Raw genomic sequence first — 21,155 nt, forward strand, 5'->3', positions numbered from 1 at the left:
TTCCGTCTGACTATAAATTTACCAATTTTATATAACAGCCATGTATCATAACTGTTCTCATTTGATTACAGTCACATAACAAATTGATTGCTCTTTTTAGGAAGGTATATAACAAATTCTGTTTACTTACTGATAGCTGTCAGAAAAACGGCGATATAGTCATATACTCTCCTTATGGGAATCATGGGAGGCATGAACATGTTGACTCAACTTGAGAAACTGGTAGGCAACACATTTAAACCGCATGAGCTTGATGAACTTTGTGCACGGATAACCGGTGGACAGCGAGAATTTCGACGCTTATATTGGGAAGATATTGTTGGCTTGGAAAATATGTCCTATCAAACAAAATCCGGAATTACCTATGTCATTGAATTTAATCTGTATAAAGATGACGGGGAGTTCGACAGTGTTCTTGAGGTCAGTGATGTTGAAGAGCTGGATCGTACAGCACCTCCTGCGAATTACCATAAGCTGTACATAATTCTTTTCGGCATTATCATTATTTCTGTAGCTGTTTACTACTTATTCTCCCTATTTCATTAGATGATGATTTAACGTAATTTGCACAAACAAGCAAACAGTGTCTTAAATGAGCGAAGGTTGCTTCCTGCGCTTGCTTGGTTCATAATAATTAACAACATGATCTGCTGGAAACTTTTGCTGATTGGCAAGCTGTTATTAGTCCAATTATTTTTGCCGAGCTGCCAATCTTAAAGATACGGCAGCATTTTGTTTATCTTCTGTGATTGATTATTTGGAGGTTTTTAAAATTCAACTGGAACCAACACGTATTGTAAGGCTCCCTTTTGTCACTGACTTGAAGTGTGATCAATTAATTCCCTCAAAAATAAATGATCGAAATCATTTTTATCCCTATGCCATTCATGATAACGAACGTATTTTTTCAGGAACGTTCGCTCTCAATAACCGTGACGTTGCTCTTGTCGATTACATTGGCATTAAGAACTTCAACATATGGATTATCGAACCGCGCCGCATGTTTATCGAGGGAGACCGTGTCATCGTACAAATGAAAGATCGACGTCTTTTTGCCGGAAAGTCGAAACTTCTGACCGATCGTTCATTGATTTTAAGGGATAATGAAGACATTAATTGTGACGTGCTTGATTTTGCTGATGTCCTTTTCATCGGGCGATTTGCTCGCGGCATCAGTACACTGTGAACCGCATCTCGCATCTCTGTCTGTTCGAAAATGAAAAAAATATTCTTTCAATCATTAGATAAACCAAAGCCTCCAAAAGTTAGCATTGTGGTCCAACTTTTGGAGGTCAGTTCATTCTAGAGCTTTCAGTTTATATTAATGAACGAAACGATGTGATTAATTTTCGTAATGGAAGGCTTGCTCACGTATGAATGGATAGGTTTTAATCGAATGAGCGTCCAAGTCTTCATGAAACAAATGAATGGCTGTAATCTGCCGGTTATCATATCCATGATAATAGAAAGTACCCGATTCAATGCACATTGCAGAAGTATAGATGGTCACATCCTCTAAACCGTCCGGAGTCACAACAGCTCCCTTTGGAAGATCGCATGTTGATAAAATGTGAAAGAGTCCGTTGATACCATCACGTTCCGTTTCGATACCAGTAATATTATTTTTCCAGTAGGCGGCACGCACAAATCGAGACGGTGGTGTGAAATCTCCGGGCAAACCGACTGATCCAGAACCTTGGCCGAATGCAGACAATTCCAATCCTTCCCATCGAACAGGTTGCAGCTGGTTCGTCTGTAATCCGATATATTGTCTCAGATTTGTTAAATGCCACGAAAAATCAGGACTGTTTGTCATGACACCAGCCGGATTGTCATAGACTTTAATCGTCTTTTCCAGTGGCTCGACAACAATACTTTTGCCCGTCTTGTCAGATAGAATCCAGTGAAGCGGCGGGATAACACCCATCTGTTCAACCAAAAAGTCTACAAATGTGACATGAGCAAGTGCCTCTTTTAGTTCTGTAATGCTGCCGAATTGGGACAAGCTCCAGAGCACAAAATCATGAGGGGCAACTGCCTCCATTCCCTGACCACGCACAGCATTGTAAGATGCAAAACCCGAGAAATAGAGTGTTGCGCAAGTCAAGCCGGCCTCATTCATACCGTCTGCGTACACAACAAAATCGTCTGAAACCGATGCCATTCCGATTATTCCGTACTTAGTTTTTATACGATTTCCAGAAGCTGCAGACATCCAAGAATAATTTCTCGGCATAATGGTGACCGTCTGACCCAGATCCATTGCAAAGTCCATCGTTCTGCCAAACAGGTGATGCCCATCCGTTGTTTCAAGTGTCAAACTTGTACACATTTCAAGCTCCCCCTCACAATGCTATTGATTTTTTCAGTATAGCATACCATTATGGTCATTTGGGAACCTTGAAATCCTATCATCTAACACTTTTCAGATGCTTAATGATCGGAAGCAACGACTCATTTCTTTGTTCAAAATAACCACGCATCGGATTGATCCCTTTAGAAATACGTTCCAGTACCGTCGCAATCGTAAATAATTCAATACGGAGCGCATCATTTACTTCATCCCAAAACAATGGAGCTGCTACGGTTGCGCCTTCCTTGCCTCTGGGAGAGTAGGGACAGATGATTGTCTTTCCTTCTGCATGCTGAACATAATCGATATAAAGCCGACCGCCCCGATACTTTTTCAATCGCTCGGTTGTAAAGTGTTCCGGTGACTGACTCACGAGAAGATCGGAAATGAATTTAGTGAATAATCGCGTGTCTGAATAGCTGAGCCCAAGTCCTGAAATGGGGATATGGATCTGAATCCCTCTGCTTCCTGACAATTTTGGGAAGCTGACAATGGAAAGACGCTCGAAAAGCACGGACATCGCTACTGCTGCCTTAATTGCCAGCGGGAACGCCGAGCGATCAGGTGGGTCTAGGTCAAAAATAATTTCTTTCGGTTGTTCCTCTCCTACCTGTTGAAAAGGAATATGATATTCAACAGCAAGTTGATTGCCAAGCCAGACCAGAGTTGTCGCGTCGTGACACACAATGTAGCGAGTCCCGTCCTCTTCATAAGTACGAATGAATTCGGGTGCATAATCCGGACAATTCTTTTGAAAAAAAGACGTTCCGGGAACACCATGCGGAAAGCGGATAACGGTTAACGCACGATCAGATAAAAACGGCAGCATCATCGGTGCCGCTCTATTTAAATAGTCGATGAATTGTTGTTTATTTATTAATGGATGCTGCCATATCGGCTTCTCCGGATGGGTAATCTGGATGCTACGATCCAACAAAATCGATTCCGCTGTTTTCATTCATTCATCTCCTCAATCCTGCATTGTTCGGGACTCACATGAACAAAAGCCTGTATGCTCGGCTGTCTGAGTACCCCGCTAGCTGTCCATTCCTGATACGCAACCTTGACAGTAAGCTGAGGCTGCATCCATTGTGCTTCCGCACTTCGGTCCACTCGATTAACAAACGGATTCTCTTCTCGTCTCAATCGGTTGGCGAGCACAGTAACCAATTTCCAATCTTCTTCTGTTAATTTACCTGTCCCCACATGTCCAATACAAACAAAATGTCTTCCTGAATCATACAATCCGAGAAGCAGAGCATTAACTGTACCCGATCTTTTGGTTACTCCTCCAACAATTGCGATTAAATCACGTGTCACTTTAATTTTTCGCCAATTTTCATTTTTACCGTTAATAAGGTATGTGCTGTTTTGTTCTTTTGAAACAATGCCTTCCATGTGCCGCGCCTTTACAGATGCAAACAGTGACTCACCATCTTTAAACATCGGCACAAGTTGAACTTGATCACTCACCGGCAGCCATTTCTTCAACAGTTCTATGCGTTCACAAAGTGATCGCTCATTAACCCATTCTCCATTACAGAAAATCAAATCGAAGACCATATAAAAGACAGGAACGGCATGCATCAGCATTGGAATACGTGACTGATTGTGCACGCTGTCCCTCTTCATGACCTCGTGAAAAGATGGCTTTCCATGAGAATCCAACGCAATAACTTCCCCATCCAGGATGAATGAATTCGCCTTCGTGTTTTGACGAATGATATCAAGTTCAGGATAGTTTTTCGTTCGTTCATTTTTTCTTCGGTTAAACAGTCGCAGTTCATGTCCATCGTAATAAGTTAAGATGCGTATGCCGTCCCATTTCACTTGATGAATCCAATTCACTCCGGTTGGAATTTCCGTTTCACGAATCGGTTCGAAGGGTACAATTGGTTGAAGATTCATCGTTTAGACCGTCTTTTTCCGGCGTGCGGTTGTTTTTCTTTTTGGTTTGGTTTCCTTTACACTTGCTTCAAGTGCGGAAAGCAAGTCGACGACATTCGGTTGTTGCGCACGACCTTTCTTCTGTTTTGCAGGCATCCCTGAAACCTTGTCTTCAATTAATTTTTCCAGCTTTAATCGGTAGTCGTCTTTATAATGCTCCGGTTGAAAAACAGTTGTCAGCTGATCAATCAACCGATTCGCAATCATCATTTCTTTCGGTGCATTATCTGTCTTCAGGTCACCGAGGCCGGGAACCTCACTGACACTGCGGACCTCATCCGGGTAATACAATGTTTCAAGCAGCATTCCGTTCTCAAAGCTGCGGATTGCAGCAAGATGCTGTTTTGAGCGAATGATAATATTAGCAATCGCGATTTTATTTGAATCCTGAATAGCCTGCTTCAATAAAGAAAACGCGCGCAAACCATTACCACTGTCCGGACCAATGAAATAGGATTTTTCGTAATATATGGGGTCAATTTCATCTAATTTCACAAAATTAATTATTTCTACATGCTTGTCTCCGTCCTCTTGGAGATCATTTAGTTCCTGTTCGCTGATTGGTACAAACTGCCCCGGCGAATATTCGTATCCTTTAATTATTGCTTCATTCTCGACTGCTTTTCCGCATTTCGAACAGGTACGTGTATAATTAATCGGTGCCATACACTCCTTATGCAGCATTCGTAAGCGAACGTCTTTATTTTCGGTCGCTGTATATAATTTGACGGGAATATAGACGAGCCCAAACTGTATGGAGCCTTTCCACATTGTTCGCATCTTGTTCACCTCGGCATTAGTATGTGCGCGTGAGCAATCCAATAACTGCGAACTGACTATTTTCATTATTTTTACAGAAAAAGGGCAGAAAAAAAGCCTCTCAAATTATTGAGAAGCGAAAAAAGGATGTTACATATCAGAAACAGAAGGCAATTCATATTATATAACTTGGAATAAAATAAGCACAAGTTTTTTGTTTTTAAAAAATCACCCAAAAATTTTTAAATGAACAGCAACCAAGTGCAGAAACAAAAAAAAGGATCTTTCTCAAGATCCTAAAAGGGGGGTTATTACTTTCACGAGTTACAAGTTTAGCATAACAGAGAATGAACAAAAATTCTACAAATTTGCAAATATTTTATTATAATAATGTTTTTTCTTTATTACTCAACTTTCGCACCCCAATTTAGGTAGATAAACCTTGATATAGTTAGGTAAACCAGCCATCCATTGTACGAGTTGACTTTTAATTAATTTGTTGAGCCTCTTATTTGTCTGCTGAAGCACATCATCAAAAATTTTGAATAGATCTGCAAGCGCTGCGGCCCAATCTAATTCGTTCACCTCATCGCAGAGTTCATAGAACATGCCTCCGAGTGTGCGGTGATCGGTATGGCAGCGATTTTGCCAAGATAAGAGGATAAAACGAGAAAAGACAATGGTGGTATGGCTGATCATCAAATCATAAGATCGGCCTTGAAACTCTTTTTGAAGCTTCAGCAGGGATTTTGTGGTTTTGAAAAACACTTCTATATCCCATCGCATGCCATAAATACGAATGATCTCTTGTTCGCTTAGCGTACAATCCGTACTCAAAATGGCCAACCATTCGCTTTTCTTATTGCGGTTCGACACGAAAACAACCTTTACGCTGATCCCATTGGCCATGGTGGTTTGGATGGAACGCAAAAGGGTTCGATGACCAGTGACCGGCGGGGCGGCATGGTATAACGATTTTAACCCAACCAGCTTGTTCTTCACCTGATAACGTTGATTAGTGTCCTTGACCATACCGATGACGTCCATTCCTTTTGTCCGGATGGCTTGAATCAAAGGCTGTTGGGTAAACCAGGTATCCATGAGCACATAAGAGGCTTCGATTCCGCTCTTTAATGCACGCTCAATCATAGCAGGAATCTGCTCAGGCGCTGTTTGAAGAGCTTCCATCCGCCGTTTATAGCCGGAACAGCGTTTATCAATCTTCTGAGAAATGCCGTTAATTTGTGCCTTCTTTGAACTCAGCAATGAGAAATCAATAGGCATAAAGGTAGCTCCATCAGACCAGCCTAAAGTTAACATCCGGAATCCCTTATAGTACCGCATTTTTTGAGAGGCATGATCAAAACATCGGGCAAGCAGTTCAACTGTTTTACTCCGTTGTCGATAGAAAGAGGAATCATCAACGATGAGTACTTTCGGACGATGATGATCCGTCAGTGTACTTACCTTTTGAATCGTGCTCGTACTCAAAAAAAGAAGAAACCGACGCCAAGCAAACTGAGAATGATTCAGAAAACGATAAACGGCATCTTTTCCAGGATAATGGGTTGTTTTCTTACTCTCCAAAAGGCGATACCAATTTTTCTGTTCAAAGATGAGACAGAACACCAGTTGAAATAGATAGGCACACGTAAAGCCAAACGCTTTCGTAATACCTGCATGACGTAAATGTTTGAGCACACCCAACTCATCAAAAGTCACTTTTATTTCTTTTGGCAGTTGATTATTCTAAAGTGGACCCCATTGTCAAGACACGTATTTGAAAAATTTAAGGTGGGTATTTGGTGGCCTTCCCCATCCTAACCATGTGACCTGTTTTCTTTGGGGTTCTGTCCAGGGCGACCGCAGGGAGGGCGAAGCCGATACCCCTTGACAGGTTCTCAAAGAAACAGACACTTTCTCAAGGATGGGGAGGGACACGCCTACCCCTGGTGATAAACAGAAGCCGGTGTTTGATAACCGAGCGACTGGTGTGGCCGTTCATGGTTATAAAGATTCAGATAGTTGTCAATGCCTCTGCGAGCATCTCTTGGACTTGCGTAGTCTTTGAGATAGACTTCCTCGTACTTGACCGAACGCCACAATCGCTCGGTAATAATATTATCCAGGGCACGGTTCTTCCCGTCCATACTAATTTTAACGGATTGCTCCTTGAGAAGATTCAGATAGTGTGGACTCGTGAAATGACTGCCCTGATCACTGTTCATGATCTCCGGTCTTGCCTGCGTGAGTGCATCGCTAACGGTTTGCGTGATCAGCTCAATCTCCAGCGTCTGCTCCAAGGACCAACTGATGACGTAGCGTGAGTACCAGTCGATAATGGCGGCCAGATACATCCAACCGTGTCTTAACCGAATGTAAGTGATGTCAATACCCCAAACATGATTGGGATGGGTAATGGCCAAATTCCGCAGCAGATAAGGATAAACATACTGATTTCGGTTTCGCTTACTCAGATTAGGTCCAGGATGAATGCCTTGAATCCCCATCTCGCGCATATGACGCTGAACTGCTTTGCGATTGATCATCACTCCTTCCCGATTAAGCAGATACGTCACCCGACGAGAACCATAAAACGGGTATTTGGTGTACAACTCATCAATACGATGCTTGACCATAAACTCTCTAGGCGCAAGCGGAACGGGCTTGTAGTAGAGGCCTGAACGATTCAGAGAGAGAAGTTCTGCCTGTTTCTTAATGGACAGCTCCGGATCTTCCCAGTCGACTAAAATTAAGCGTTCATCGCGTGACATCGTCGTAGCCAGATTTTTTTTTAAGCCACGAGAGTTCCGTGGTTAAACGTCCAACTTCGCCATAGAGTCGGTCAATTTTTTCTTCGTATTCCTCCTGCATCCGGCTCTGATCATTCTGCTTACGATCAAAGAGCTGTGGGAGCTGGTCTAGGGCTGTCTTTTTCCATTGCCGAAGCTGATTGACATGAACACCGTACGTAGAGGACAATTCGCTTAACGTCTTTTCCTCTTTCAGAATTTCGAGCACGACTTTGACTTTGAATGTTTGAGAGTAAGATTTCCGTTTCATAGATCTACCTTAACACATCCTTATTTCGTGTCTTAATTCTTGGGTCCATTATATTCAGACCCTTTTTCGCTATCATATAGAGGACACCTCTTCTTTTGGTAGTGTTTTCGTCAAATTCACTATACCAAAAAGGAAGGTGTCTTTCTATTTTGTCAAGATCCCTAATGAATAGCTCACAAAACAGGTTACATCAAGGATTCTCCCAGACTTTTACACTGCGAAAGTTGAGTTTATTATTTGTTTTTTCCCAATGCTGTAGCTCTTGCTGCACTCCTGCCTTTTCTCTAATTGTTACAATCAAACAAATAGAGCTTACCAGAACGCAATCATCAGGCTGATGACAATGACCCAAAATGGTATGCAGATCACCATTGCCCATAACGCACCTTTAAAAAAATTACCCTCCATGTCCATCACCTCGTTACTCCGAATCAAGAATGACCTTCATCGGCAGTATGTCCGTAACGACAACATGAGATACGATTTTACCCAATTTATTCAAAAGGTGCAAAAAAGGCGATTTGGCTCGTTCATATCCCCATTCAAAAGACTTGAACCAACATAATATGTATTATCAGGCAAAAAGTTCATGATGTCTGATAACCGCCATATGAGTGCCCCTCCTCATCACTCCCTAAACGCAGCGGTGTCGCTTCCGCGACAAAAAGAGAGCCGGACTGGATATCCGACTCTCTTTTCTATTGATCACATTTATTTCTTCAGCTTAAACGATTGGGAAAATGCGTCAACCGGCTTGCCGTCAAACGTATAATAAGTGGCTTGAGCAGTCTTTTGTTCATTATCATAATCAAAAATAACGAATGTTCCTTCTTGATAATTACGCGGAAGCCGCAAACTTCCGGGATTAATCACAATCATACCGTCCTTTTGGAATGCACCGGCAAAATGTGTGTGACCAAAACAAACAACATTCGCCTTCACTTCAAGTCCACGGTAGCATAGTCGTGCGGGAGATTGGCGGACGCCGAGCAAATGCCCATGCGCAACAAGAAAGGTCAATCCACCAATCTTTTTCACACATTCATTAGGATAAGCACCAGGATAATCACAGTTTCCTTCAACAGCTGCTGCAAAGCCTTCCATTTCCGGACAATCCGGCTGCAGTTCGGAATCGCCGCAATGGATCATAAAATCGACCTTGCTTGCATAGCGTTGCTTCAACTCAGCTAATTCATGAGTAAAACCGTGGGTATCACTGACAATTAAACACTTCATTCAGTGTCACCAACCCAGCTTGTCCATCGTTCTTGCAACTGCTTCAATGCACGAGCACGATGGCTGATCTTGTTCTTCTCATCATCGCCCATTTGTGCAAAGGTCAATTGCCGTTCCGGAATCAGGAATAGCGGATCATAACCGAACCCATCTTCTCCGCGTCGTTCCATTGTGATGAATCCGTCACAGCGGCCTTCGGCAAAGTGAGTCGGTTGGCCGGGCTTGCTGATTGCGAGTACACAGACAAAATGTGCTGTTCGCTCGCTTTCAGGCACGCCTGCAAGTTTTTTCAACAACAGATCAATATTATGCTCACTGTTCTTATCCAGACCTGCGTAGCGTGCGGAAAAAATCCCCGGTTCGCCGTTTAACGCATCGACACACAGCCCTGAATCATCTGCCAAGGTGATCATGCCTGTCTCTTGAGATAATGCTTCCGCTTTTAATGCAGCATTCTCACGAAATGTTGTTCCAGTTTCCGGTACATCCGTGTGAATATCCATATCTTTTAAAGAAAAAACTTCTGCATCGAATTCAGCAAGCAGTGCTTTAAATTCTTTTATTTTTCCTGGATTATTTGAGGCAATCAATACTTTAATCACTTATTTGTTCCCACCTTTTGTTCGACAACTAAATCGCCAAGAATGGTTTTTTCTGCTTCAATCAATTCATGGATTCCTTTTTTTGCAAGTGAAAGCAGTTTCGCCAATTCCTCTTCACTAAAGGTCGCTTCCTCGCCGGTTCCTTGAATTTCAATAAATTCGTCGCGACCGTTCATGACAATGTTCATATCAACATCAGTAGTCGAATCTTCTTTATAACAGAGATCCAATAACGGACCATAGATCGGATGGATGCCCACCGAGGTCGCTGCAAGATAGGATCTGATCGGCATATGGCTGATCTGCTTCCGTTCAAGTGCATGTCTGAATGCCAGTACCGCCGCGACAAAAGCACCTGTAATGGACGCGGTACGCGTACCTCCGTCCGCTTGGATGACATCGCAATCAATCCACAATGTGCGTTCGCCCATCGCCTCAAGATCGACAACGGAACGCAGCGCGCGGCCAATCAAACGCTGAATTTCCATGGTTCTGCCGGTCACTTTTCCTTTAGTAGATTCACGCATATTGCGCTCAGGCGTGGCGCGAGGAAGCATCGCATACTCTGCGGTAACCCACCCTTTTTTATGCCCACGCAAAAAAGGCGGCACGCGGTCTTCAATGCTCGCATTGCAAATCACTTTTGTTTTGCCTACCGAAATAAGTACCGAACCTTCTGGATGAATAATAAAATCCGGTTGAATTTGAATAGACCTTAGTTCGTCGCTTGCTCTGCCGTCTGGTCTCATTACTTCAATTGCCCCCGTGTCCATTATTAGGGCTCCTTTTTTAGCAATCAGCTTTGTTAAAGGATCTCGTTGTTCATACTATTATTGACTCATTCAGTGCAAATGAGCCAATAAACAACCTCATCGTTTAATCACCTAGTGCAAAAAAGAAGAGAAGCCCTGTCTGCTCCTCTTACTATACCATATTTTCATTAATTAAATTACAGGCCGGTCGCATCAACCCAATCGCGAGAAACCGCTCCGGATAATGTTTTCCCGGATTCCAAAGTCATCTTTGTCGCATGCCCTACTTGTATCGACACCTTTTGAATCGCTGGGTCCCCTGTAAGTGTGAGAACAAGACTGCGAACGACTTGATCATTGATTGTCTTCGCCTTTTTATTATCATAAATAGCACTGTTAAAATGGAGATATACCGTTCCATTCTTGATTTGCGGTTTTTCAGTCAACTGAATATCGGGGTTCATCGGTGAAATGAGTGCCCCTGCCGCCGGTTCGTGAATGAGTGCATTGACGAGGCCGGTTACGCGATCCGAACCGACAGTCCCACGAACTGTTACCGGAACATCGTAGGTTTTTCCTTTGTTGGCAGCCATATAATAGACCGTAAGCGGTTCACTGCCGCTGACATCAGCCACATCGCCGGTGACTTGATTAATCCCGTCCGCACGTGTAAGTCCTCTGCCAACTACATTTTTAGTTGACGGCCATGCTTCCATTGCTTTGCCGTCAACTGTGATTGTCACTGATTTTACAGCCTGAAATTGAGTGAGCGTCCAGACAATAGACTGAATGGCTTGCCTCTGACTCGCTGCGGGTGTATCAAGCAGGTCCTTAGAAAAATCAGCTGTTGCATTACCCCTTTGATCTGTAGATACATTCTTTACTTCCGTCCCCGAAGGCAGTGTTGCCTGAAATCCGTTTGGTAACAAGTTGGAGACCGGTCCGTCAGCAACCAAATAGTTTAATACCTGCTTTGTCACCGCATTTGTTTTCGGCAAACCGACCATTTGTGGGACAACAAATCCATTGGCATCAGTTAAATACAAGACTCTTTCAGTAAATTCCTGATGCTTGCTGGTTTTAACCAAATCGGACTTGCTGTTTACATACTTAACGCTATCCGGTTCACGATCAGCCATGCCGCCGCAACCTGCAAGCAGCGCCATCGATACTGCAAGACAAGCGCCAGCCAAAACGAATGATGTTCGACGATACATAATGTACCCTCCTCGTAAATCCCTATGGGTTGTACTAACATGTATACGAGCCATCCAATCGAATAGACCTTTGTTTTTTTGAAAAGCTGTTTTTCTTAATTCTGAAACTAAGGTTTCATTCTTATTATTTAAACAATGAGAAAATTACACCAAATAATGATATACTTTTGTATAAAATAGTGATTTTTTTACATACCTGCTTGTATCACGTGGAGGTGTTTCCCCTGATCCTTTTTAAAAGAAAGCAGCAGCACAATGAAATCCATTCACAAAATCATTCAAACAACCGTAATTCAATGGGCAGAATACAAGTGGCTGCCGATCAGCTGAAAGGCGTTGTCGAACAGCTGAAGCTCGCTGCAGAGGCTTTGAACGAGTCCTCTAGTTCAAGCCAAACCAGTGTTTCAGAGTTCAAAAGACATACAACGCATACTGCTGAAAGCGCAGCGCAAGTTAATGAACAAATGCATGTAATTCAAAACTCCGCACAAACAATACTTTCAATTGTGAGCAGTGTGCAAGCAGACAGCGAGCAGGCTTATCAAGATCTTGGTTCTTCTTTAGAAGCGGTCAGCGGATTAGAAAAGACCATGTCAGGCATCTTAAATGGTCATCGCGAGCTTATGAGTCAAATGAATGAGCTTGTCGCACATTCAAGAAAAATAGACCAAGTCTTCCAATTGATCGGTTCCATCTCCGAAGAAACGAATATTCTTTCGCTAAACGCTGCTATTGAGGCTGCCCGGGCAGGCGAAGCAGGAAAAGGATTTTCCGTTGTCGCGTCTGAAATTCGCAAACTTTCTTCTGAAACGCAGCAAGCGGTGCACGACACAAAACAGACCACACAACTGATACAGAAGGAAATCAGTCGATCGACTGAACGTGTCAATAAGGAAACAGCCGAAATTGACAAAGGATCAGAAAAATTGCAGCACATTGTCGCAAACTTAAGCGACTTTAAAGAAAAATTGGAGACGATCATGCTCGGCAGCAAGGAATCTGCAGCTTCTGTTAATGAACAAACAGGAAGCATCTCCACAATTTCTGATCTAATTAATCAAATTTCAGCAATGACACAGACGAATCAAGCGCTTGCAGAAACAGTTGAACAAGACGTGTCGAACCAATTCACCAGCATTGATCAAATGCTGGCATTGAACAAACTGCTAATTGGCACCTCAAATGAGCTTCATAACTCGATTCAACAGGATGAACGTATGGCCATTCAAATCAACGCAAATCAACTGAAATCGATGAAGCAGTCAATCCTGCAATTCAGTGAGGAACACCCGCTCGCGCCTATTGAACCTGCACAGCATAAAAGGATCCTGAGCATTCTTAAGGAAAGTTATCCCGAACTTGAAGCGGTCTGGTCGAATTTTCCCGACGGTTCGTTTGTTTATTCAGAGCCGGCAGCTGCTCTTGCAAACGCAGGTGCGCGAACTTGGTTTGTGGAGGCAATGAAGGGTTCGCCATATGTGTCAAAACCTTATTATTCTGCGATTACAAAGCAGCCTTGCGTTACGTTGTCCTTTCCTATTTTCCAATCCGGACAAGTAATCGGTGTTTTTGGAACAGATTTAACGGTTCATTGAAATGGTGTAACATAAGAAAAACCGAGCAAAAAGCGCCCGGTCTTTAATCTCCAGCCATGTGTGATTGGTTTGTGTCTTTACGGTGCTGAATCATCGCTCCGGTTGCTCGCATCAACTGAGCGCGACCGCGGGCGCACCGCGAGCCTCCTCAGACAAGCAGAAATCTGCGGGGTCTCGCTGGCACCTGATCCTGCAGGCGTCTCGCACCTTTGCTTTGATTCTCGGCCAAGACACTGGTTTATTCGTTTAAATACGGGGCAAATTCTTATACTTTCTTTACTTGTTAGAAAACTCGGCTTCGCCAAGCCTCTGGAAGGTGCGAAGCCTTAGTTGCACTTACACTAAAGTCCTCTAGATCTTTATATCTTATTTGTGCAAAAAGTCCGAACAGACTATGCGTCTATTCGGACTTTTTATTTCTATACATTGGTAATGGTCAGCCATGCTTGACACTGGATATGGAACGCACGCGATTGGCGGCACCGAATCCTTTGGCTTCTTTAATAATATACAACGGACGATCTTTTGTTTCGTCATAAATTCGACCGATATACTCTCCGATCACGCCTAGAATGAACAATGTGAACCCGCTAAACAAGAGTTGAATAACGATGAGCGAGGTCCATCCAGGCACGGTGCTTGATGTGAACAGCTTTAACGATAAGGCAACGATCATATAGACAAATCCTGCCAAAGAAAGAAATGCGCCGCCATAAGTGGCTAATTTCAGTGGTTTATATGAGAACGAAGTCAAACCATCGATTGAAAGCTTCAGCATTTTCTTCAATGGATACTTTGTCTCGCCGGCCAGCCGTTCATCACGAACATACTCAATCGCCGTTTGCTTAAACCCGACCCAGCTGACAAGCCCGCGTATAAACCGATTTTTCTCGGGTATGCGCTTCATTTCATCACATACGCGCCGATCAATCAAGCGGAAGTCACCTGTATCAAGAGGAATATCGATGTCTGTTGACATTTTCAGTGTTCGGTAGAAAAGCGATGCCGTGAGTTTCTTAAAAAAGGTTTCACCTTTTCGTTCTACTCGCTTTCCGTAAACAACATCATAACCTTCCTCCCATTTTTCAATCATTTTCAGGATCAATTCAGGTGGATCTTGAAGATCCGCATCGATGACAACGACAGCCTGGCCAGTCGCGTAATCCATGCCTGCCGTTATCGCAATTTGATGTCCGAAATTACGTGAGAACTCGATAACTTTTACGTTCGTGTCTCCTTCGGAAATATAATTCAGCAGCTCCGAAGTTCGGTCACGGCTTCCATCATTGACAAACAGCAACTCATAGGATTCATAAGTTCGATCCATGACTGTTTTCAATCGCTTATAGGATTCGTAGATCACTTTTTCTTCATTGAATACCGGCACCACTATTGAATATTTAACTGTCATGGCCATGCCTCCTTTTTCTTTTATACCGCACTGCACCATTTTTTATTTGTTATAGACATAGAGCGTCGATTGCCCTCCTGATCCGTTTTGACTGCTTGAACTCGAATCCGAACTCGACCATTCACTTGCCTTGACCTCTGTGCAGTTCTTCTTAATCCAGTTGGTTACGGATGCGTTCTGTGCACCGCCTTGATTTCCTGAGATCAGGAAGTATTTAATCTCTCCAGCCTTCACCATCTTTTCCAATTTGCTTACGGTTAATGCAGGATCACTGCCTGCGAATCCGCCCATTGCCATAACCGCATAGTTTGTTTTCATCATGATGGAATATGCGGATTGAGCGCTTGGCACGGCAAGAATAAACTTTTCACCCGTGTAATGCTTGCGCAGATAAGTAAGCAGTTTAGTACTGACTTGTTGACGCATTCCGCCACCGCGATTCATGCTTCGATCCGAAGTGCTGGTTGACGATTGGTCGGTTTGATTTTGTGACCATTCATTTGGACCTTGTGAAGCCCCTGAGGCACCAGATTCGCCATCGATCGATGGTGCCTCTCCTTGACTGCCGCCAGGTCCTCCGGTTCCGCCTCCAGGGAAGCCTTTCCCATCTGAACGTTGGCCGCCCATACCTGACTGTGTTGAACTCGGCCCGGCAATAGGAGTCGAACTATCCGTCTGATTAAACGTTGATGGAAGTGTCCAATACAATGGAGCAAACAGCATTAATAGTACACTTGATCCGGCAATTGCTCCTTGAACTTTCCGATCGGCCGTTCGCCAGACAATTCCAAAACCAATTGCTAGTATACCGGCTACAATAAGCAACACAGTCCAGATCGTTTCAATACTATTCTGGTAAAAGATAATTGCCTCAAAAAGAAGCGTTACACCAAAAGCGATCGGGAGAAGATAACCGCGCCAAGAGCTCTTTGCATCACTGAAGTCTCGCCACAGATACGAAAATCCGATACCGACCAACGCCGCAATCGGTGGTGCCATCAAACTTAAATAATATTGGTGGAAGAAACCGGCGATGCTGAAGAAGACCATTGCCGGAGCAAGCCATGCAAGCCAGAAAATTGCAAAACTATGTTTTTCATTCAGCTTTCTGCGACGGAACCAGTCAGCCACAATCGCAATAACTCCGAAGAGGGCAAAAGGTAGAAGCCAGCTTGCTTGTCCGGATAATTCTTTTGAAAAGAGGCGCAACGGTCCTGCGCTCCCGGTGCCGAACATCGACCCCTGATTTCCGCCGCGATTGCCACCCATTCCGCCTGGCGGTGTTCCGCCCATCTCGCCTCCGAAACTATTTTCTCCGGAAGAAGAATTTGGATTCTGTAAATTCTCTGATGCATTCGTTCCGGTTTGCGTTCTCGCTCCACTTGGCATTGTTCCCGTTTTTTGCCCTCCGGCACCCTGTTGACCGGTCAATCGTGATACGCCGTTATAGCCGAGGGCTAGTTCAAGAACCGAATTGGTCTGACTCCCGCCGACGTAAGGACGCTTACTGGCTGGAGTAGAATCAACAACAATCGCCCACGAAAGAGAGACTCCTGCCAAAACAACGGTTGCAGCGAGAAGATGGAGTATTTTTTTCTTCCAATTGATCTTCATAGCCATCCAATAAAAAAGATAAATCGCAGGAACAATCATAAATGCTTCAAACATTTTTACATTAAAACCAACGCCGATCATGGCAACACTGAGTAAGAGCCAGCGAAATTTAGTCGTCGATGCCGCTTTCACCACTGCCCATGCCGCAATGACCAGACAAAGAATCAGAATACTGTCCATGTTATTTGTTCGTGTTACGGCTATAAAGATCGGCGTGACCGACATGACAATACCTGAAATAAATGCAGCAAGTTTGCCAGCCTTATGCTTCACCATTTGGTATACAATCACTGTGGACACAACCGCCGCAGCGGCTCCGGGAAGCAGAACACTGAAATTGCTGAATCCGAATAATTTGGCGCTTATTGTTTGCAACCAAAGCGCAACGGGGGGCTTGTCAACCGTAATAAAACCTGCAGGGTCGAATGATGCATAGAAAAAGTTATGGAAACTTTTCATCATACTCTTTACAGCTACTGTGTAGTACTCATTTGTATCTGCTTTATTAAGCAGAAAGAAATTCATGAATCCTGAAAAAAGAATGACACCGATTAAATAAAAATCAATTCGTTTACTTTTAAATAAGTTCATCTTGAACTCCTCCTCAGGCAACAATAGATCTGAAATAAACACCTGTACTCGTCAGCACGAGCTTTTTGCTTAACAATATTATGACAAGCCAATCTTAAAGAATGCTTAACTTAATTCACTTTTTTGTTTTACAGTGAATGCTGTCCAGACAAGATACCCAAACAGCAATACATTGACTAACGAAGTGACAACAAGCGACACACTGTACGAAGCTGCCATAGTTCCAGATAAAAAATAAATGAAATAAAGATTCATAAAGTTCGTGAAGCTATAGCCGATCGCAAGCACAGCGAATCGATGATCTTCATTGATAAGCGAGCAGATGAGTGCAAGCGCCATTGCAGGATACAAATAGCGTTCATGCATTCCTGATGCAAAGGTAAAGACGCCGGCAATTTGTATTAAGCCTGCAATCATCACCATCTGGATCGAATGCTTGCGCAGTACCAGCCATAAGGACACAAGAGAAATAAGAACAATAGCAAGCATACCCCATGTGTGATAGCTGAAGATAAAGAGTTTCGCGCTGTCCGATTGAAAATTACCTCCGATTAAGCTGAAAAAATTAAAGGCGTTTACCGACGCGTAAGGATATTCGCTGATCGTTCGTTTCATCAGCTGAACAAGCCATAATACACCACCGCTTGCAAGAAAAGAAAACGGAAGTGCAATAAGCGCTGTAATCAATGCGTACCAGCCAAGCGCGAGAAAACCTTTGCCTATCCTTCGATCCTTAATAAACACATAAGCGAGCAGTGGCAGAAAAATAATTCCTTGAGGCTTCATCATGACTGATGCCGCAAAGAGCGCCGTTGAGAGAAAATAGTTGCGTTTAATTAAGAAATTCAGTGCAAGAACAATAATTAATGTGAAAAATGAATCCACCTGTCCCCAAATCACTGAATCCATCCAAATAGCAGGATTAAAGAGATAAAAAGCTCCTGCAGCCAACCCAAGCCATTCATGCCCCTTTTTTCGTGCGATACGGTAGATCAGCCAGGCGGTCAGCACATCGGCAAGGATTGAAGGAAGTTTGAGTAATAACGTATACCCGCCACTCAATCCAGGTAAAGTGACTGCTTTTCCAATTCCATAAAGAACATAAATATAAAGGGGAGGATAATCAGCATTGCTGTTTTGATAAAAATTCGTTAATCCGGAAGCCGCAGATTGAGCCCAGTTCTGGAACAGCATTAAATCCATATGCCCGGAAATCCATGGTGCCAATGCTAATTTAGCGCAGAGTGCGACTACTAAGAGCGTACCCATTGATGCGCTTATCGTTTGTTTATCCATCCTAAATTTTCTTTTCCTGTTCAAAACAAAGCATGTGATGATCGTGATCAGAAATAAAATCGAGTAAACAGCAATTAAACTCTTGGTTATAACGCTTTGCGCTCCGGTTTGCTGGTCTGGCATTGAACCGCCAGATCCGGAAGTGACCGAATGAGGTGGACCATTTGAATGATTAGCACCATTCTTAACCGTTTGCCCACCCACAGTATTCCCTGATGGGCGGCCATTTTTAGAACGCTTTCCATTCGGCGGAGCATTTTGACCGTTCACGTTCGGCAAATTATGCGTCGCAGATTTGCTATTCATCGATTTTTTCTCCTGCTTCTTTGCAGGCATTCGCGCTCCGGTGCCTCTTCCTGTTCCTGTATCGGAAATGGCGTGGGTCTGTCCCATTCCCTGACTGTTTCTCGCCGAATGTGAGGATGATAAGCTGCTCGTAATTGAAAAAACCGCTGCAGCAACGACGACAATCATGACTAAAATAAGACTTGCAGCGAATTGCTTATTCAATCCTTTCATCGTATCCCACACATCCCTTCCGTTTTCCAACCTGATCATAGATGACAAACATTAAGGAATTCTTAACTCTAGCCAGCAAATGGGTGGCAGGGGCCGATCTTTTTTTAATAATTGATCGGATTAGTTACATTGTGTTAGAAAACAATCATCTATTTATCAGCATACAAAAAAAAGCAAGCTCCGATGATTTCAGAGCTTGCCATTTTCATTTTGTTAAGGTGTAGCTAAAGTAATCACTTGAATATCCGATGCGTTAACATATGTTGTTGCTCCTGCTACAGAGAAGGTTACGACCCCTGTCAGTTTGTCATAATTCAAAAAAGTTGGAGCTGCCAAAGCAGTGCCGTTATCGGGAACAACCGAACCCAGTACTTCACCAGGATCCAATTTTGCCAGCACCGACTGAAGTTTTGAATTGTTCAACCCTGACAAACTGCTCAAGCTGCTTAAAGCGCTCAATCTACTTAATGTCATATTAATGATCATCCTTTCAGTTTTGATACTACATGTTTATGTATTTAAGTAAGTGATGCATAGACAAACTGAGTAGTCATTTGCGTTAATTCACAAGGAAGAAGTGAAAATGTGCGAAACGACTGCGTGAACTGTCCATGCAATATTGTCCCTGTGCAATAAGATATAGTATCAAAACAAAGGAGTTGATAAGCAGTGGGTTATGATTTCTTTGAAGAAGATACTCACAGTGTAAATTGCGGTTGCAACAAATGTAAAGGTGGTAAAGGTTCAAGTCATTCGGGTTTGCTGAATGATTTTGCATCAGACCAATTAGCTTCTAATTCTGACAGTCCGAGACCGAAAATCAGCAATAAATTTGCCGAGGTCAGTGTCAATGTTCAGGACCCATGTGCGCGTGTCGTACTTGATGGCACCGTTACATGGAAACCGGAAAGCATCTCGTTGCTGGAAAGCATTATTGGAATCATTAATGCAGGTATTATTTTCGGCATCCCGGCAGTTGTTCGGGTATGGAAGAAAAATGACAACGGACGCAAAGTGATCGGTGAAAGTCGTGACGCGAGTCAGTTGCTCTCTACAATTGGTGACTTGTTTAACACAACACCTGATGATGAGATTGGTTTTGTTGACTTTGCTTTCGCGACGACCCCGATTCATGCCGTTGATGCGAAACCAACATGTGGTAAAAATCAATATTTTCTAACAATTGATTTGGATACTTCAGTCATTCCAGGATCATTCTTAACGAATATCCTTGGCGTTTCTGCCGCTCCGCCGCAGCTTACTAAAGACGATGTCCGCAACTTCAGTTTTAATGCCATGGAAATTAGCGAGAATGTGAAAAAAAACAGCTGTGATTGTGATTAATGAAACTCATTAATCGCTGCAAAAAGCCTGCCTTAATTGGCAGGTTTTTTTTATGCAAATTAAAAAAACGGATGTACAGTTCGGAAGCTGCTAACAATGTATTAACATCGGATGATCCCCTCACGCTTTTGCACAAGGTATATATCACATTCTCAACGCAGATGCAAAAAGTGTTGCAACTCAAGCTCATTCGTCTAGATACTCTTCATTTTAAGTGTTCATCTGTCGCATATAGATCACTAGCTCTGAACGATTGTACAGTTCAAGTTTATCAAGAATTCGTGACACATAATTTTTTACGGTTCCTTCTGTAATGAATAATGTTTGCCCAATCGCTCGATTACTTTTCCCAAGCTTCACTTCATTCGCCACGTCGATTTCCCGCTGAGTCAGAAGAGACAGCTTTTCCTTATCAGCTGCACGTTCCGTAGTCGCTTTTGTGTGCAGTGCGGAAACAACTTTCAACGCGATCTTTTCATTAAGCAACATGCTGTTGGCGTTTGCCGCTTTAATCGCACCGACAATCTCCTCTGAGCCGGAATCTTTTAAAATATAGCCATCTGCTCCATTCTTCAGACCACCGAAAATATAGTCGTCTTCATCGAACGTTGTCAGAATAATAATCTTTATTTGAGGGTAAAGTGATTTAATTTGTTTGGTCGCTTCAATGCCATCCATGACCGGCATGCGGACATCCATAAGGATAACGTCCACACACATGTTTTGCAGCATGTCGAGCAGCTTCTGTCCATTTTCAGCTTCAGCAACAATTTGGATTTCTTTATGCATGCTTAAGATCATTTTCAGCCCTTCTCTGACAATCTTCTGATCATCACAAATCATAACGCGAATCATA

At 43.2% G+C, this 21,155-nt stretch carries 19 protein-coding genes; 4 read left to right on the plus strand and 15 right to left on the minus strand.

The window, feature by feature from the left end; all coding sequences use genetic code 11:
• The first annotated feature begins 198 nt into the window (after nucleotides 1-198).
• Together AC6F33_RS11415 and AC6F33_RS11420 are read left to right on the plus strand one after the other, a co-directional pair.
• Entirely contained in the window at nucleotides 199-546 is a 348-nt protein-coding gene (locus AC6F33_RS11415; protein ID WP_480948403.1) for a hypothetical protein, read from the plus strand.
• A gap of 211 nt (nucleotides 547-757) precedes the next feature.
• The gene (locus AC6F33_RS11420) at nucleotides 758-1,186 is read left to right on the plus strand and encodes a hypothetical protein (protein WP_500777131.1); all 429 of its coding nucleotides are present in this window, start codon (nucleotides 758-760) and stop codon (nucleotides 1,184-1,186) included.
• A gap of 156 nt (nucleotides 1,187-1,342) precedes the next feature.
• Here the strand turns inward: AC6F33_RS11420 and bsh are convergent, their stop codons facing one another.
• The 10 genes from bsh to AC6F33_RS11470 form a co-directional block, all read right to left on the minus strand.
• On the minus strand, nucleotides 1,343-2,332 hold the full coding sequence (gene bsh, locus AC6F33_RS11425) for a choloylglycine hydrolase (RefSeq protein WP_255745649.1): 990 nt from the start codon (nucleotides 2,330-2,332) through the stop codon (nucleotides 1,343-1,345).
• A gap of 79 nt (nucleotides 2,333-2,411) precedes the next feature.
• A complete protein-coding gene (gene ligD, locus AC6F33_RS11430) occupies nucleotides 2,412-3,311 on the minus strand; it encodes a non-homologous end-joining DNA ligase (protein WP_500777132.1) in 900 nt (299 codons plus the stop codon).
• Nucleotides 3,308-4,261 (minus strand): ATP-dependent DNA ligase, encoded by a 954-nt coding sequence (locus AC6F33_RS11435; protein ID WP_500777133.1) that lies wholly within the window; start codon nucleotides 4,259-4,261, stop codon nucleotides 3,308-3,310. Before AC6F33_RS11435 ends, ligD begins: the two co-directional genes overlap by 4 nt.
• 3 nt (nucleotides 4,262-4,264) lie before the next feature.
• Nucleotides 4,265-5,080: a non-homologous end joining protein Ku gene (gene ku, locus AC6F33_RS11440; protein WP_500777134.1), complete on the minus strand. Its 816-nt coding sequence runs from the start codon at nucleotides 5,078-5,080 to the stop codon at nucleotides 4,265-4,267.
• A 387-nt stretch (nucleotides 5,081-5,467) separates the two neighbouring features.
• The gene (locus AC6F33_RS11445; RefSeq protein WP_500778159.1) at nucleotides 5,468-6,799 is read right to left on the minus strand and encodes an IS4 family transposase; all 1,332 of its coding nucleotides are present in this window, start codon (nucleotides 6,797-6,799) and stop codon (nucleotides 5,468-5,470) included.
• A gap of 203 nt (nucleotides 6,800-7,002) precedes the next feature.
• A protein-coding gene (locus AC6F33_RS11450; RefSeq protein WP_500777135.1) for an IS3 family transposase occupies nucleotides 7,003-8,122 on the minus strand; the annotation gives its coding sequence in 2 pieces (ribosomal slippage) (nucleotides 7,003-7,855 and nucleotides 7,854-8,122; 1,122 coding nt in all).
• Between the two features lie 711 nt (nucleotides 8,123-8,833).
• Complete coding sequence (locus tag AC6F33_RS11455; protein WP_480948407.1) at nucleotides 8,834-9,358, minus strand: metallophosphoesterase family protein; 525 nt, start codon at nucleotides 9,356-9,358, stop codon at nucleotides 8,834-8,836.
• Nucleotides 9,355-9,960, minus strand: a complete 606-nt coding sequence (locus AC6F33_RS11460; protein ID WP_480948408.1) for an XTP/dITP diphosphatase — start codon at nucleotides 9,958-9,960, stop codon at nucleotides 9,355-9,357. The genes AC6F33_RS11455 and AC6F33_RS11460 overlap by 4 nt, the downstream gene beginning before the upstream one ends.
• Nucleotides 9,957-10,709 (minus strand): ribonuclease PH, encoded by a 753-nt coding sequence (gene rph, locus AC6F33_RS11465; RefSeq protein ID WP_255745997.1) that lies wholly within the window; start codon nucleotides 10,707-10,709, stop codon nucleotides 9,957-9,959. Before rph ends, AC6F33_RS11460 begins: the two co-directional genes overlap by 4 nt.
• Before the next feature lie 200 nt (nucleotides 10,710-10,909).
• Entirely contained in the window at nucleotides 10,910-11,929 is a 1,020-nt protein-coding gene (locus AC6F33_RS11470) for a GerMN domain-containing protein (RefSeq protein ID WP_255745656.1), read from the minus strand.
• Nucleotides 11,930-12,144: 215 nt separating this feature from the next.
• Between AC6F33_RS11470 and AC6F33_RS11475 the strand changes: the two genes are divergently transcribed.
• Complete coding sequence (locus AC6F33_RS11475; protein ID WP_500777136.1) at nucleotides 12,145-13,524, plus strand: methyl-accepting chemotaxis protein; 1,380 nt, start codon at nucleotides 12,145-12,147, stop codon at nucleotides 13,522-13,524.
• Between the two features lie 436 nt (nucleotides 13,525-13,960).
• Here the strand turns inward: AC6F33_RS11475 and AC6F33_RS11480 are convergent, their stop codons facing one another.
• The 4 genes from AC6F33_RS11480 to AC6F33_RS11495 form a co-directional block, all read right to left on the minus strand.
• A complete protein-coding gene (locus AC6F33_RS11480) occupies nucleotides 13,961-14,941 on the minus strand; it encodes a glycosyltransferase family 2 protein (protein WP_255745660.1) in 981 nt (326 codons plus the stop codon).
• 36 nt (nucleotides 14,942-14,977) lie between these two features.
• A complete protein-coding gene (locus AC6F33_RS11485) occupies nucleotides 14,978-17,140 on the minus strand; it encodes an ArnT family glycosyltransferase (protein WP_255745661.1) in 2,163 nt (720 codons plus the stop codon).
• A gap of 105 nt (nucleotides 17,141-17,245) precedes the next feature.
• Nucleotides 17,246-18,955 (minus strand): glycosyltransferase family 39 protein, encoded by a 1,710-nt coding sequence (locus tag AC6F33_RS11490; RefSeq protein WP_480952865.1) that lies wholly within the window; start codon nucleotides 18,953-18,955, stop codon nucleotides 17,246-17,248.
• Between the two features lie 213 nt (nucleotides 18,956-19,168).
• The gene (locus AC6F33_RS11495) at nucleotides 19,169-19,429 is read right to left on the minus strand and encodes a hypothetical protein (protein ID WP_480948411.1); all 261 of its coding nucleotides are present in this window, start codon (nucleotides 19,427-19,429) and stop codon (nucleotides 19,169-19,171) included.
• Nucleotides 19,430-19,624: 195 nt separating this feature from the next.
• On the opposite strand from AC6F33_RS11495, the gene AC6F33_RS11500 reads away from it, so the two are divergent.
• Nucleotides 19,625-20,299, plus strand: a complete 675-nt coding sequence (locus AC6F33_RS11500; protein ID WP_480948412.1) for a hypothetical protein — start codon at nucleotides 19,625-19,627, stop codon at nucleotides 20,297-20,299.
• Between the two features lie 210 nt (nucleotides 20,300-20,509).
• On the opposite strand, the gene AC6F33_RS11505 is transcribed toward AC6F33_RS11500, so the two are convergent.
• Nucleotides 20,510-21,151, minus strand: a complete 642-nt coding sequence (locus tag AC6F33_RS11505; protein WP_480948785.1) for a response regulator transcription factor — start codon at nucleotides 21,149-21,151, stop codon at nucleotides 20,510-20,512.
• Nucleotides 21,152-21,155: the final 4 nt, after the last annotated feature.

Source organism: Sporolactobacillus sp. BBK16-2, assembly GCF_059878335.1.